This is a genomic window from Massilia orientalis (assembly GCF_030411975.2).
Taxonomy (GTDB): domain Bacteria; phylum Pseudomonadota; class Gammaproteobacteria; order Burkholderiales; family Burkholderiaceae_D; genus Telluria; species Telluria orientalis.
Genome location: NZ_JASNRB020000010.1, coordinates 1 through 13,639, shown reverse-complemented (window position 1 = coordinate 13,639; position 13,639 = coordinate 1). Strand labels below are relative to the sequence as shown.

Here is a 13,639-nt window from a genome sequence, read left to right as displayed (position 1 = left end):
CCGTCATCACGAATAACAGCAGTCCACTTTAGAAATCACCATGTCCGATACCAAGCAAGGCCAAAAAGGCCAACAAGGCAACAAGAAGCCGGAGAGCAAATACCCGGTCAACATGACCGACACCCCCTTCCCGATGCGCGGCGACCTCGCCAAGCGCGAGCCGGGCTGGGTCAAGCAATGGCAGGACAAGAAGATCTACGAACGCGTCCGCAAGGCGGCCGCCGGCCGTCCTCGATTCGTCCTGCACGACGGTCCGCCGTACGCGAATGGCGACATCCACCTGGGCCACTCCGTCAACAAGATCCTCAAGGACATGGTCGTCAAATCGCGCACCATCGCCGGCTTCGACGCGCCGTACGTGCCGGGCTGGGACTGCCATGGCATGCCGATCGAGATCCAGATCGAAAAACAGTTCGGCAAGAACCTGCCGACGGCCGAGGTGCTGCAAAAGGCACGCGCCTATGCGCTCGAGCAGGTCGACCGCCAGCGCGCCGGCTTCATCCGCCTGGGCGTGCTGGGCGAGTGGGACAACCCGTACCTGACGATGAACTTCAGTAACGAGGCCGACGAACTGCGCGCCCTCGGCACGATGCTCGACAAGGGTTATGTGTACCGCGGCCTGAAGCCCGTGAACTGGTGCTTCGACTGCGGCTCGGCGCTGGCCGAGGCGGAAGTGGAATACCAGGACAAGCGCGACCCCGCGATCGACGTCGGCTTCCCGTTCGCGGAACCGGACAAGGTCGCGCAGGCGTTCGGCCTGGACGCGCTGCCCGCGGGCGACGGTTTCATCGTGATCTGGACCACGACCCCGTGGACGATCCCGTCGAACCAGGCGCTGAACGTGCATCCGGAAGTGACGTACGCACTCGTCAAGGCTGACCGCAACGGCGCACCGGTCCTGCTGATCGTCGCGAAGGACCTGGCCGAAAGCGTCCTGCAGCGCTATAAACTGGAAGGCGAGATCGTCGCCACGACGACCGGCGACAAGCTGGGTGGCCTCCGCTTCAAGCACCCGCTGCACGCGGCCGATCCGTTCTACGACCGCACGTCGCCCGTCTACCTGGCCGACTACGTGACGACCGACAGCGGCACCGGTGTCGTCCACTCGGCACCGGCCTACGGCCTGGAAGACTTCCAGTCGTGCAAGGCGCATGGCATGAAGGACGACGAGATCCTGAAGCCCGTGATGGGCGACGGCCGCTTCGCGAGCACCTTGCCGCTGTTCGGCGGCATGACGATCTGGGAAGCATCGAAGCCGATCTGCAATGCGCTCTCCGAAGCCGGCGCGCTGTTCGAACTGAAGATGTTCGACCACAGCTACATGCACTGCTGGCGCCACAAGACCCCGATCGTCTACCGCGCGACGAGCCAGTGGTTCGCCGGCATGGACGTCAAGCCGAAGGACGGCGGCCCCACGCTGCGCGAATCCGCGCTGGCCGGCATCGCCGAGACGCAGTTCTTCCCCGACTGGGGCCAGGCGCGCCTGCAGGGCATGATCGCCAACCGTCCGGACTGGACCCTGTCGCGCCAGCGCCAGTGGGGCGTCCCGATGGCCTTCTTCCTGCACAAGGAGACGGGCGACCTGCATCCGCGCACGCCGGAACTGCTGGAGCAGGTGGCCAGGCTGATCGAGCAGGGCGGCATCGACGCCTGGCACAAGCTCGACCCGCGCGACCTGCTGGGCGAGGAAGCCGCGCTGTACGAAAAGAACCGCGACACGCTGGACGTGTGGTTCGACTCGGGCACGACGCACCAGACCGTGCTGCGCGGCTCGCACGCGGCGCAGTCGCACTTCCCGGCCGACCTGTACCTCGAAGGCTCGGACCAGCACCGCGGCTGGTTCCACTCGTCGCTGCTGACGTCGTCGATGCTGAACGGCCGTCCGCCGTACAAGGCGCTGCTCACGCACGGCTTCACCGTGGACGAGCATGGCCGCAAGATGTCGAAATCGCTCGGCAACGTGCTGTCGCCGCAAAAGATCAGCGACACGCTGGGCGCCGACATCCTGCGCCTGTGGGTCGCGTCGACCGACTATACGGGCGAACTGGCGCTGTCCGAAGAGATCCTGAAGCGCGTGACGGAGGCATATCGCCGCATCCGCAACACGCTGCGCTTCCTGCTCGCGAACACGTCGGACTTCGATCCGGTCAAGAACGCCGTGCCGGTGGCCGAGCTGCTCGAGATCGACCGCTACGCGCTGGCCGAGACGGCGCGCCTGCAGGATGACGTGGCGAAGCATTTCGAACGCTACGAATTCCACCCGGTCGTCGCGCGCCTGCAGAACTTCTGCTCGGAAGACCTGGGCGGCTTCTACCTCGACATCCTGAAGGACCGCCTGTACACGACGGGCGTGAACTCGCACGCGCGCCGCTCCGCGCAGACGGCGCTGTGGCACATCGCGCACGCGCTGCTGCGCATCATGGCGCCGATCCTGTCGTTCACCGCGGAGGAAGCGTGGGCCGTGTTCGCCGGCGAGCAGGCCTACAAGGACAGCGACGAAACCATCTTCACCCAGACCTTGTGGACCTTCCCGGCGATCGCGGACGGCACCGCGCTGCTGGACAAGTACGCGCTGCTGCGCGCCGTCCGTGCCGACGTGACCAAGCAGCTGGAAGAAGTGCGTGCATCCGGCGCGATCGGCTCGTCGCTGCAGGCGGAACTGGCGCTCAAGGCGGCCGGCGACAAGTACGCGACGCTGGCCAGCCTGGACGACGACCTGAAGTTCGTGTTCATCACGTCGCAGGCGACCGTCGAACAGGTCGCCGACGCTGCGAAGGAAGCCGTCGGCGTGACGCCGTCCGACGCCGCCAAGTGCGAGCGCTGCTGGCACTACCGCCGCGACGTGGGCCATGACCACGCGCATCCGGGCCTGTGCGGCCGCTGCACGAGCAACCTGTTCGGCAGCGGGGAACAGCGCCGCTTCGCCTGATGTACCAGCGCCCCGGGCCGCGTGCCCGGGGTTTTACCTTTACGACCATCGACATGGCCAGCAAAAAAAAACCAACATTCTCCGCCGTCTCGTCGCGCTCGGGCGGCAGCCTGACCCCGTGGCTCGGCATCGCCTTCATCGTCATCCTGCTCGACCAGATCAGCAAGATCACCATCACGCGCACCTTCATGCACGGCGAAGAGAAGCCCATCACCGGCTTCTTCAACCTGGTCCTCGCGTATAACAAGGGCGCCGCATTCAGCTTCCTGTCCGACCAGGGCGGCTGGCAGCGCTACCTGTTCGCCGGCATCGCCATCGCGGCCGTCGGCTTCATCATCTACCTGCTGCGCAAGCACGCGGGCCAGCGCATGTTCTGCTGGGCCCTCGCGCTGATCATGGGCGGCGCCCTCGGCAACCTCGTCGACCGCGTCGCCTACGGCCACGTGATCGACTTCCTCGACTTTTACTGGCGCGGCGTCGGCCACTTCCCGGCCTTTAACATCGCGGATACCGCGATCACGATCGGCGCCTTCCTGTTCATCATCGATGAACTGCGCCGCGTGAACAAACACTGAGCACGGAGGAACCATGAGCATGGACCTGAAGGGCAAGAAGATCGTCCTCGGCCTGTCCGGCGGCGTGGCCTGCTACAAGGCCGCGGAACTGTGCCGCGCCCTCACCAGGCAGGGCGCGCACGTGCAGGTCGTGATGACCGAAGCGGCCACCCATTTCATCGGCACCGTGACGATGCAGGCGCTGTCCGGCCGCGGCGTTTTCACGGACCAGTGGGATGGCCGCATCCCCAACAACATGGCGCACATCGACCTCACGCGCGATGCCGACGCCATCCTCGTCGCGCCCTGCTCGGCCGACTTCCTGTTCAAGCTCGCGCACGGCGCCACCGACGACCTGCTGTCGACGCTGTGCCTCGCGCGCCCGCACCACGTGCCGCTGCTCGTCGCGCCGGCGATGAACGTCGAGATGTGGGAAAAGGCGCCCACGCAGCGCAACGTCGCGCAGCTGCGCGACGACGGCGTCTGCATCCTCGGCCCGGCCGCCGGTTCGCAGGCCTGCGGCGAGACGGGCATGGGCCGCATGCTCGAACCGGACGAACTGCTCGAAGAACTCGTCGCGTCGTTCCAGCCGAAGCTCCTGGCGGGCAAGCGCGTGCTGATCACGGCCGGTCCGACGTATGAAGCGATCGATCCCGTGCGCGGCATCACGAACCTGTCGTCCGGGAAGATGGGCTATGCGATCGCGCGCGCCGCGCGCGAGGCCGGCGCGGACGTCACGCTCGTCTCCGGACCGACGTCGCTGCCCACGCCGCATGGCGTGCGCCGCATCGACGTGCAGAGCGCGCGCCAGATGCTGGACGCCGTCATGGCCGCCGTCTCCGGCCAGCACATCTTCGTGGGCGTGGCGGCCGTCGCCGACTGGCGCGTGGACAACGCCAGCGCCCAGAAGATCAAGAAGGACGGCAGCGGCGACGCCCCGCAGCTGCACTTCGCGCAGAACCCGGACATCCTCGCGACCGTCGCCGCGACCACGTCGCTGAACGGCTGGCCGTATTGCGTCGGCTTCGCGGCCGAATCGGAAAACCTGATCGAATACGGCGCCGTCAAACGCGAGAAAAAAGGCATTCCTCTGCTCGTGGGCAATATCGGCCCGCAGACATTCGGGCAGGATGAGAATGCGATCGTGCTGTTCGACGAAAGCGGCCACACGGTGCTCCCGCGCGCGACCAAGCTGGAACTGGCGCGCCAGCTCGTTTCCGAAATTGCCAAGCGCCTGGAACAGCGTTCGCTGCTGGCCTGATTCACCCGTACTCACCAAGCACTCCATGAAGAATATCGACCTGAAAATCATCGACCCGCGCATGAAGGACTTCCTGCCGGCCTACGCCACCGCCGGCAGCGCCGGCCTCGACCTGCGCGCCTGCATCGAGGCGCCCATGACCGTCGAGCCCGGCCAGACCGTGCTGGTGCCGACCGGCCTCGCCATCCACATCGGCGATCCGGGCTATGCGGCGATGATCCTGCCCCGTAGTGGACTCGGCCATAAGAACGGCATTGTTCTGGGTAATCTGGTAGGCTTGATCGACTCCGATTACCAGGGCCAGCTGATGGTCTCGACCTGGAATCGCGGCCAGGCCACCTTCACCCTGCAGCCGATGGACCGCCTGGCGCAGCTGATCGTGGTGCCTGTCATGCAGGTGGGCTTCAACGTCGTGGAGGATTTCGCAACGAGCGACCGGGGCGCCGGAGGATTCGGCTCCACCGGCAAACAATAAACTATGAGGAGCACATGACCGGACATCTTCGTCAGCGCCCTGCGGGTTTCAGGACGACCGCGCTGGGCATCACCGCAGCCCTGCTGCTGTCGGCCTGCGCCACGCAGGCACCGCGTCAACCGTCGGCCACGCCGCGCGTCACCGAACGCCCCGTCGAAGCCCCGGCCCTGAGCCCGCAGATGTCTGCCGCCGCCGACACCCTGACGAAGATGGCGGCCCTGCAGGAGCGCCTGTACAAGGTCGCGGCGCCCCTGCTGATCCATAACGCCGAATTGTGCAAGGGCCAGGCGCGCAACCTCCTCGGCTTCACGGCGAAGAACCGCTGGTCCTATCCGGGCGAATACAACGAAGCCGCGCACGTCGCCTTCGGCATGGACGAACGCCTGCAGGTGACCGACGTGCTGGCCGGCAGCGGCGCCGCGCGCGCCGGCTTGCAGGAGGGCGACGTGCTGCTCGCCGCCGCCGGCAAGCCGCTGCCGGCCGGCGAGCATGCGCTGTCCCAGGCGGGCGCGATGTTCGGCAAGATCCTGGCATCGCAGGCGAGCCTGCCGATGACGATCGAGCGCCGCCGCAGCGAGCGCCAGCTGACCATTCCCGTCACCCGCGCCTGCGCCTTCGCGATCGAACTGGGCAACGCGGACAACGTCAACGCGTACGGCGACGGCAGCCGCGTACTCGTCACGCGCGGCATGATCAACTTCACGCGCGACGACGACGAACTGGCCTTCGTGCTGGCCAAGACGATGGCGCACAACATGCTGGGCCACCCGTCCTCGCAACGCAACAGCGCGACGATCGGCAGCATCATCGACAACCTGAAAAGCATCACGCCCGACACGTCGATGCTGATCGGCAGCGGCGGCATCAAGGCCATGCCGGCCGACGCGGACGCCGCCGCCGACCGCCTCGGCATCTACCTGGCTGCGCGCGCCGGCTACGACGTCAAGGACGCGCCCGCGTTCTGGAACCGCCTGGCCGAGAGCTATCCGCCCAGCGTGTTGAACGGCTATACGGCGAATCATCCGGCGCTGCCGCAGCGCTTGTCCGCGGTGGAGAAAGCGATCGCGGACGTCAAGGCGAAACGGGCCGCGAAGAAGCCGCTCGTGCCGTGAGCGAACGCGGAGACGCATGATCGACAAGGGCCGCGGTTGCGGCCCTTTTTCATGGCGCTCCGGCAGGGTTCCCGGCCTTTTTGTATCATTACCGATTCCCTGCCCCCGTCGCGCAATTCAAGCGCAAGAAACGGGGCGGCAGGGAAAGCCCCTGCGCCTACCATCCCGGGAACCATGAACACTGCCAACCTGCTGCGCCTCATCGTGCTTGCCTCCATCTGGGGCGGCTCCTTCCTCTTCATGCGCATCAGCGCGCCGACGCTCGGCCCCGCGGTGCTCATCGAATTCCGCGTGCTGTTCGCGGCGCTGTTCCTCGCCATCGTCGGCGTCGTCCTCAGGAAGCGCCTCGACATGCGCGCGCACTGGAAGCATTACTTCATCCTCGGCTTCTTCAACTCCGCCTTCCCGTTCCTGCTGTTCGCGTTCGCGGCGCGCACCTTGCCGGCGTCCGTGCTGGCCGTGCTGAACGCCACCGCGCCGATGTGGGGCGCGCTGCTCGGCGCCGTGTGGGGACGCCAGCCGATCCGCGCACGCACGGCGCTGGGCCTCGTGCTGGGCACCGTCGGCGTCGCGCTGCTCGTCGGCTTCGACCACGCGACGAGCCGCCCCGGCGCCGGTATCGCCGTCGCCGCCGCGCTGGTGGCCGCGTTGAGCTACAGCGTCGCGAGCCTGTATGCGCGCACGGCGAAAAGCGTGGAGCCGTTCGCCAACGCGCACGGCACGATGTGGACGTCCGCGCTGATGGTGCTGCCCGCCCTGCCCCTGTTCCCGCCCGCCGGCGCACCGACGGTGGGCATCGTCGGCGCCGTGATCGCACTGGGCGTGCTGTGCAGCGGCATCGCGTACATCCTGTATTTCAAATTGATCGAGGATGTCGGCACGACGTCCGCCCTGACCGTCACGTTCCTGAGCCCCGTCTTCGGCATCCTGTGGGGCGCGCTGTTCCTCGGCGAGGCGATCGGCTGGTACACGATCGCGGGCTCGGCCATCACGCTGGTCGGCACCGCGTTCGTCACGGGTTTTGTCCCACGCTTCGGCCGCGCCGCGCCCGTGCCGGTGTCCACCAACATGAGCAGCAAATGAGCCGCCACGCGATCCCGCTGCCGGCCGGCTATCGCCACGCGGACGCGTACACGTTCCACGGCCGCGATGCCGATGCGCTGGCCGAAGTCGTCGATGCGCAGGCGGGACGCATCCGCAAGGGCGTGCTGCTGGACGGCGTGCCGACGCTGCTCGACATCACGCTGCACGCGGACCGCGCCGAGTGCAGCGTCGACAGCGACGGCACCGCCTCGGAGGCCGCGGTCCAGGACGCCCTCGTGAACATGCTGGGCCTGCGCATCGACCCCGCGCCGTTCGAGGATGCGGTGCGCGACGATCCATTGTTCGGCCCCGTCGTCGCGCGCCAGCCGGGCCTGCGCGTGATCCAGTCCGCCACCGTGTTCGAGGCGCTGACGTGGGCCATCATCGGCCAGCAGATCAACCTGCCGTTCGCCATTTCCCTGCGCCGCACGTTCATCGGCCTCGCGGGACGCGCGCATTCGAGCGGCCTCTGGTGTTATCCGGAAGCGGCCGACGTGGCCGGTCTCGACATCGAGCAACTGACCAGTCGAAAATTTTCCGGCGCAAAGGCGGAGACGCTGCTGCGCTTCGCCCGTCTCGTGGCCGACGGCACGCTGCCGCTGGACCGCACCGACGACCCGGCCGGCGTGAGCGAGCGCCTGCTCGCGGTCAAGGGCATCGGCCCGTGGACCGTCAACTATGCGCTGCTGCGCGGCTGGGGCTACGCGGATTGCTCGCTGCACGGCGACGTGGCCGTGCGCAACGCGATCGGCCGGCTGACGGGCGGCGCGCGGCCCGGCATGCGCGAGGCCGAAGCGTTTCTCGAAGCCTACCGCCCGCACCGCACGATGGCCGCGGCCTACCTCTGGGCCAGCCTGAACCAGCCCACCGGCTGACGCCGCTTTGTGCCGCCACAAGGCGCGGCCGCTCCGCTTGTCCAGACTGCTCGTAGCCTGACACAAGCGGAGCGCATCATGAAACCACGGACATGCATGGCGGCGGTGCTGCTGGTCCACGCCGCCCTGGCCCACGCCGGCACCCTGGATCCCGACGACCGCGGCGCCTATCTGTCGCTGGCATTCGGCAACGGCCGCATCTACGGCGGCAACGCGACCGACTACCAGTGGATGCGCGGACGCACGTTCGAAGTCCGCGCCGGACGCGAGCAGGGTGCCATGCGGATCGACTTCGTCCATTACAACGAAGGCCATCCGGACAACAACCACCGCGACGGGTTCGCGCTGCAATGGCTGGCCGCCCACCGCTTTTCCCACGCGTGGACGGGCGAGCTGGGCGCGGGACCGTATCTCAGCATGAACACGACGGAGATCGCCGGCCGCCAGATCGACGACGCCCGCCTCGGCGTGCTCCTCAGCGCCGGCCTGCGCCTCGCCGTGCCCGGGCCGCCCGGCACCCATCTGCGTCTCGGCTACAACCATGTGGCCATGCGCCATGTGCACCGGTCGGACGCGCTCGTGCTCGGCGTGGGACGCCAGTTCGGCCCGGCCGAGCCGGCGCCCGACGTGGTGCCGGACGGGCATCTGTGGATCGGCGGCACGTTCGGCACGTCGATCACGAACATGTCCGGTACGCATGGCGCGCACGCGGGTGTGATCGAGGCCAGGCGGTATGCGGACCGCTGGGGCATCGGCACCAAATTCCTGTTCGAAGGCGACGATGGCGCGCGGGTCGACCGGCGCGGGGCCGCGGCGCAGCTGTGGTACGAGCAGCCCGTGACGCCGCGCTTCTCGATGAGCGCCGGCCTCGGCCCCTATTTCGCCGCGAACCGGCGCGACGGCAATCGCACGGCCACGAATCTGCTGATCAGTTTCCAGGCCGAGCGCGCGCTGTCCGCGCGCACGCGCGCCATCGTCAACTTCAACCGCATCAAGACGTTCCGCAAGACGAATGACCGCGACCTGTTCCAGGTCGGCCTGCTGCGGCGATTCTAGGTGCTAGTGACAGTCCTGCCAGCGCGGCAGCCCGTCGAACTGCTGCGCGCCCTCGCCCGCGAACCGGATCAGTTCGGGCAGGGGCACCATGGCCAGGTTGTCACGCCCGTAGTGTCCGCCCAGCGCACGGGGTATCTTCAGACAATACTTGCGCCCGGCCGTCAGCGGGCCCAGGGTCGTCTCGGCCAGGCGCACCTGTTCGGGCATGTACCAGCCGTCGAGGAATTCCTGGTTGTACGAGAGGGCGTCGAGGGCGGCGCGGTCCTCGGCCACCGGTACGCAGCGCAGGTCTTGCGGCGACAGGCGCCAGTACATGCCGTCCTCGTCGCTGACGATCAGATTGCCGAAGGCGTTCTCGCCCAGCACCTCGACGGCGTTCAGGCCGGTCCAGCCCCACGCCTCGTTGATGTCTTCCACAGTAATCATTCGTTGGCTCCGCTTTCAACGCACACGGAGGTTTCGACCGGGCCGGGCGGCGGGCGTTGCGGGAATGACGGGAATCGTTGAGACGGGTCGAGCAGGCAATCCAAAACGAAAAAGCCGCTGATCCGGAACAGGATCAGCGGCTTTGGAATCTGGTTGCGGGGACAGGATTTGAACCTGTGACCTTCGGGTTATGAGCCCGACGAGCTGCCAGACTGCTCCACCCCGCGTCTGATGATTCGTATTATACGCACCTTCCACACTTTAGGCAATCGAAGTTCTCCGGCTCGCCCGGATCGCAGCATAAGCCGCCTCCGCCGAGGGGCGCATCGCGGGCGGATTGCGGCCCAGTCGCTCCCAATACAGTGGTAAAGTAAGGGCAACTTAATTTATCTGCTTCCTATGAAATTCTGCTCCGAGTGCGCCCACCCGGTCACGGTGGCCATCCCCGAAGGCGACAACCGTCCGCGTTACGTGTGCACCCATTGCGGCACGATCCACTACCAGAACCCGAAGATGGTGATCGGCTCGATCCCCGTGTGGGAACAGGACGGCGAACTCAAGGTCCTGCTGTGCAAGCGCGCCATCGAGCCGCGCTACGGCTACTGGACGCTGCCGGCCGGTTTCATGGAGAACGGCGAGACCACGAGCGCGGCCGCCGCGCGCGAGACGGAAGAGGAAGCGGGCGCCAACATCGAACTGGGCAACCTGTTCACGCTGCTGAATGTCGTGCACGTGCACCAGGTTCATATGTTCTACCTGGCGCGCCTCGTCGACCTCGATTTTGCACCGGGCATCGAAAGCCTGGACGTGCAATTGTTCAGCGAAGCCGAGATCCCGTGGAGCGACCTGGCCTTCCCCACGATCCGCACGACGCTCGAACTGTTCTTCGCCGACCGCGCGCAGATGCGCGAGGCCGGCGGCACCTATGGATTCCACACCCGCGACATCGCGGGTCCGATGCGGGCGCCCGTCCAACCCGACTGACAGGGCGTACGACGATGATTCCCTGGCTCGAGGCCCATACGCCGTTCCCCGACGTGTCCGAAGCGTTGACGACCGACGCGCCGGGCCTGCTCGCGGCCGGCGCGGACCTCTCGCCGCAACGCCTGCTGCAGGCGTACCGGAACGGCATCTTCCCCTGGTTTTCGGAGGGCCAGCCGATCCTCTGGTGGAGCACCGACCCGCGCATGGTGCTGTACACCGAGCGTTTCAAGGTCAGCGACAGCCTGAAAAAAACACTGCGCAGGATAGAGCGCAGCCGCCAGGCCGGCGGGCCATGGGTCGTGCGCTTCGACGGCGCGTTCGAAGCGGTGATGCGTGCGTGCGCCGCGCCCCGCAAGGACGGGCCGGGCACGTGGATCTCGGAAGACATCATCGCCGGCTACACGGGCCTGCACCGCATGGGGTATGCGCACTCGTCCGAGGTCTGGCTGGACGGCGAACTGGTCGGCGGCGCCTATGGCGTGTGCATCGGCCGCATGTTCTATGGCGAATCGATGTTCGCGCGCGTGTCGGATGCGTCGAAGGTCGCGCTCGCGTACCTCGTCGCCTTCCTGCGCAGCCACGGCGTGAACATGGTCGACTGCCAGCAGGAGACGGGCCACCTGGCCTCGCTGGGCGCGGTGCCGATCCCGCGCCGGGATTTCCTGCAGCACCTGCGCCAGGCGATCCAGGAACCGCCGATCGAACGTTGGGAAGTCGCGCCACCGTTGACGACCTAACGGTGCGCGGCGCCGTCTTTGGCTACAATGGGTTCAACACACGTCGTTCCGAGAGCTTTGCATGACGCACCTGAATGATCTGCCATTTTCCACGCTGCAGTTCTATACGACGGCACCGTATCCTTGCAGCTACCTCGACGCACGCCAGGCCCGCTCGCAGGTCGCCACGCCGTCGCACCTGATCAATGCGGACGTGTATTCGGAACTCGTGCGCAACGGTTTCCGCCGCAGCGGCATCTTCACCTACCGTCCCTATTGCGACGGCTGCCGGGCCTGCATCCCGGTGCGCGTCGCCGCCGAGCGCTTCACACCCAACCGCAGCCAGCGGCGCGCATGGAAGCGCCACGAGGACCTGACGGCGATGGTGGCCAACCTGTCGTTCTCCGACGAGCACTATGCGCTGTACCTGCGCTACCAGACCACGCGCCACGTGGGCGGCGGCATGGACCAGGACAGCCGCGACCAGTACGCGCAATTCCTGCTGCAGAGCCGCGTCAACACGCGCCTCGTGGAGTTCCGCGAGCCCGACGGGACCTTGCGCATGGTGTCGATCATCGACGTGCTGTCGGACGGCCTGTCGTCCGTCTACACGTTCTTCGACCCGGACGTGGCCGGCGCGTCGTTCGGCACGTACAACGTGATGTGGCAGATCGGCCAGGCACGCGAACTGGGCCTGCCCTACGTCTACCTCGGTTACTGGATCGAGCAGAGCCCGAAGATGGCTTACAAGATCAATTTCAGGCCGCTGGAAGCCCGTATTGACGGTGTATGGGGTGTTCTGGATCGTTGAAGCCCCGAAGGACATGCGGTATTGCTGCCACACAAGGTAAAATGTCGCGAATTCTCGATAGCCGACCATGTCCGATAAACTCCTGTACGCCCTCGCCCGCCCGCTGCTGTTCTCCCTCGACCCCGAAACGGCCCACAACGTCACGCTCCCCGCCCTGCGCCGCGCCGCCGCGCTGGGGTTGACGGGCATTGTCCGCAAACCGAAGCCCGATCCGCGCACGGTCATGGGCATCACGTTCCCGAACCCGGTCGGCCTGGCCGCCGGCCTGGACAAGGACGGCGCCTACATCGACGGCCTGGCCGCGCTCGGCTTCGGCTCCATCGAGATCGGCACCGTGACGCCGCGCGCCCAGCCCGGCAACCCGCGCCCGCGCATGTTCCGCCTGCCGGCCGCGCGCGGCATCATCAACCGCATGGGCTTCAACAACGGCGGCGTCGACGCCTTCGTCGCCAACGTCCAGGCGTCGCGCTTCTACCAGGAACGCCAGGGCGTGCTGGGCCTGAACATCGGCAAGAACGCCGACACGCCCATCGAGCGCGCGGCCGACGATTACGTCGCATGCCTGCAGAAGGTGTATCCGTACGCCAGCTATGTCACCGTCAACATCTCGTCGCCGAACACGAAGAACCTGCGCCAGTTGCAGGGCGCGTCCGAACTAGATGCCCTGCTGTCGCAGCTGAAGGAAGAACAGTCGCGCCTGGCCGACAAGTACGGCCACTACGTGCCGCTGGCGCTGAAGATCGCACCGGACGTCGATGGCGATCAGATCCGCAACATCGGCGGCGCCCTCGTTCGCCACGGCATCGACGGTGTGATCGCGACCAACACCACGCTGGCCCGCCGCGACGTGGAAGGCATGCGCCATTCGGCCGAACAGGGCGGCCTGTCGGGCGCGCCCGTGTTCGAACAGTCGACCATCGTGATCCGTGCGCTGAAGGCGGAAGTCGGCAACGCCGTGCCGATCATCGGCGTGGGCGGCATCCTGAGCGGACGCGATGCGAAGGCCAAGATCGATGCGGGCGCCCAGCTCGTGCAGTTGTACAGCGGCCTGATCTACCGCGGACCCGCGCTCGTGCGCGAGTGCGCGGACGCGTTGCGCGCGCAACGCTGACAAGAGCGTTTGCCCCGGCACGTCGTCCCCGCGGAAGCGGGGACCCAAGTATGAGGATTAGCCCATAAACCGTCATTCCCGCGGAAGCGGGAATCCATACTGAGTCGATATGCTGGCTCTGCCTGGATTCCCGCCTGCGCGGGAATGACGTTGTTTTATATAGCGGCTGTTTTTAATCCGCTACAGCCGGACATACTGAGTCGATATGCTGGCTCTGCCTGGATTCCCGCCTGCGCGGGAATGACG

General features: G+C 66.8%; 13 protein-coding genes and 1 tRNA gene. 12 read left to right on the top strand and 2 right to left on the bottom strand.

The features are described from left to right. The first annotated feature begins 40 nt into the window (after nt 1–40). The 8 genes from ileS (at nt 41) to QPK29_RS17210 (ending at nt 9,345) form a co-directional block, all read left to right on the top strand. Nucleotides 41–2,929, top strand: coding sequence for an isoleucine--tRNA ligase (ileS, locus tag QPK29_RS17245; protein WP_371770221.1), 2,889 nt, complete (start codon nt 41–43; stop codon nt 2,927–2,929). A gap of 53 nt (nt 2,930–2,982) precedes the next feature. Beyond that, nucleotides 2,983–3,504 (top strand): signal peptidase II, encoded by a 522-nt coding sequence (gene lspA, locus QPK29_RS17240; protein ID WP_056136144.1) that lies wholly within the window; start codon nt 2,983–2,985, stop codon nt 3,502–3,504. A gap of 19 nt (nt 3,505–3,523) precedes the next feature. Continuing rightward, the gene (gene coaBC, locus QPK29_RS17235; RefSeq protein ID WP_160409486.1) at nt 3,524–4,744 is read left to right on the top strand and encodes a bifunctional phosphopantothenoylcysteine decarboxylase/phosphopantothenate--cysteine ligase CoaBC; all 1,221 of its coding nucleotides are present in this window, start codon (nt 3,524–3,526) and stop codon (nt 4,742–4,744) included. A 25-nt stretch (nt 4,745–4,769) separates the two neighbouring features. Then, a complete protein-coding gene (gene dut / locus QPK29_RS17230) occupies nt 4,770–5,219 on the top strand; it encodes a dUTP diphosphatase (RefSeq protein ID WP_056136142.1) in 450 nt (149 codons plus the stop codon). 14 nt (nt 5,220–5,233) lie between these two features. Further along, a complete protein-coding gene (locus QPK29_RS17225; protein WP_371770222.1) occupies nt 5,234–6,331 on the top strand; it encodes a M48 family metalloprotease in 1,098 nt (365 codons plus the stop codon). Nucleotides 6,332–6,505: 174 nt separating this feature from the next. Continuing rightward, nucleotides 6,506–7,414: a DMT family transporter gene (locus QPK29_RS17220; protein ID WP_371770223.1), complete on the top strand. Its 909-nt coding sequence runs from the start codon at nt 6,506–6,508 to the stop codon at nt 7,412–7,414. After that, nucleotides 7,411–8,289 carry a DNA-3-methyladenine glycosylase family protein gene (locus tag QPK29_RS17215; RefSeq protein WP_371770224.1) on the top strand — a complete coding sequence of 293 codons (879 nt, stop codon included), beginning with the start codon at nt 7,411–7,413 and terminating at the stop codon, nt 8,287–8,289. Before QPK29_RS17220 ends, QPK29_RS17215 begins: the two co-directional genes overlap by 4 nt. 78 nt (nt 8,290–8,367) lie before the next feature. Further along, complete coding sequence (locus tag QPK29_RS17210; protein WP_371770225.1) at nt 8,368–9,345, top strand: hypothetical protein; 978 nt, start codon at nt 8,368–8,370, stop codon at nt 9,343–9,345. A 3-nt stretch (nt 9,346–9,348) separates the two neighbouring features. Here QPK29_RS17210 and QPK29_RS17205 read toward each other — a convergent pair whose 3' ends face one another. Together QPK29_RS17205 and QPK29_RS17200 are read right to left on the bottom strand one after the other, a co-directional pair. After that, nucleotides 9,349–9,771 carry a T6SS immunity protein Tdi1 domain-containing protein gene (locus QPK29_RS17205; protein ID WP_371770226.1) on the bottom strand — a complete coding sequence of 141 codons (423 nt, stop codon included), beginning with the start codon at nt 9,769–9,771 and terminating at the stop codon, nt 9,349–9,351. Nucleotides 9,772–9,921: 150 nt separating this feature from the next. After that, nucleotides 9,922–9,998, bottom strand: a tRNA-Met gene (locus QPK29_RS17200). Nucleotides 9,999–10,170: 172 nt separating this feature from the next. Between QPK29_RS17200 and QPK29_RS17195 the strand changes: the two genes are divergently transcribed. The 4 genes from QPK29_RS17195 (at nt 10,171) to QPK29_RS17180 (ending at nt 13,393) form a co-directional block, all read left to right on the top strand. Next, nucleotides 10,171–10,755 (top strand): NUDIX hydrolase, encoded by a 585-nt coding sequence (locus tag QPK29_RS17195; RefSeq protein ID WP_056136131.1) that lies wholly within the window; start codon nt 10,171–10,173, stop codon nt 10,753–10,755. Nucleotides 10,756–10,769: 14 nt separating this feature from the next. After that, the gene (gene aat / locus QPK29_RS17190; protein ID WP_056136129.1) at nt 10,770–11,492 is read left to right on the top strand and encodes a leucyl/phenylalanyl-tRNA--protein transferase; all 723 of its coding nucleotides are present in this window, start codon (nt 10,770–10,772) and stop codon (nt 11,490–11,492) included. A 61-nt stretch (nt 11,493–11,553) separates the two neighbouring features. Then, on the top strand, nt 11,554–12,282 hold the full coding sequence (locus QPK29_RS17185; protein ID WP_056136127.1) for an arginyltransferase: 729 nt from the start codon (nt 11,554–11,556) through the stop codon (nt 12,280–12,282). A gap of 67 nt (nt 12,283–12,349) precedes the next feature. Further along, nucleotides 12,350–13,393 (top strand): quinone-dependent dihydroorotate dehydrogenase, encoded by a 1,044-nt coding sequence (locus QPK29_RS17180; RefSeq protein ID WP_056136125.1) that lies wholly within the window; start codon nt 12,350–12,352, stop codon nt 13,391–13,393. The last annotated feature ends 246 nt before the right edge of the window (nt 13,394–13,639 follow it).

Bases quoted from the DNA above. Each gene is read 5' to 3' on its own strand.
- QPK29_RS17215 (WP_371770224.1), top strand. From the start codon at position 7,411: ATGAGCCGCCACGCGATCCCGCTGCCGGCCGGCTATCGCCACGCGGAC.
- coaBC (WP_160409486.1), top strand. From the start codon at position 3,524: ATGGACCTGAAGGGCAAGAAGATCGTCCTCGGCCTGTCCGGCGGCGTG.
- QPK29_RS17180 (WP_056136125.1), top strand. From the start codon at position 12,350: ATGTCCGATAAACTCCTGTACGCCCTCGCCCGCCCGCTGCTGTTCTCC.
- QPK29_RS17220 (WP_371770223.1), top strand. From the start codon at position 6,506: ATGAACACTGCCAACCTGCTGCGCCTCATCGTGCTTGCCTCCATCTGG.
- QPK29_RS17210 (WP_371770225.1), top strand. From the start codon at position 8,368: ATGAAACCACGGACATGCATGGCGGCGGTGCTGCTGGTCCACGCCGCC.
- QPK29_RS17205 (WP_371770226.1), bottom strand. From the start codon at position 9,771: ATGATTACTGTGGAAGACATCAACGAGGCGTGGGGCTGGACCGGCCTG.
- QPK29_RS17225 (WP_371770222.1), top strand. From the start codon at position 5,234: ATGACCGGACATCTTCGTCAGCGCCCTGCGGGTTTCAGGACGACCGCG.
- ileS (WP_371770221.1), top strand. From the start codon at position 41: ATGTCCGATACCAAGCAAGGCCAAAAAGGCCAACAAGGCAACAAGAAG.
- QPK29_RS17185 (WP_056136127.1), top strand. From the start codon at position 11,554: ATGACGCACCTGAATGATCTGCCATTTTCCACGCTGCAGTTCTATACG.
- dut (WP_056136142.1), top strand. From the start codon at position 4,770: ATGAAGAATATCGACCTGAAAATCATCGACCCGCGCATGAAGGACTTC.
- aat (WP_056136129.1), top strand. From the start codon at position 10,770: ATGATTCCCTGGCTCGAGGCCCATACGCCGTTCCCCGACGTGTCCGAA.
- QPK29_RS17195 (WP_056136131.1), top strand. From the start codon at position 10,171: ATGAAATTCTGCTCCGAGTGCGCCCACCCGGTCACGGTGGCCATCCCC.
- lspA (WP_056136144.1), top strand. From the start codon at position 2,983: ATGGCCAGCAAAAAAAAACCAACATTCTCCGCCGTCTCGTCGCGCTCG.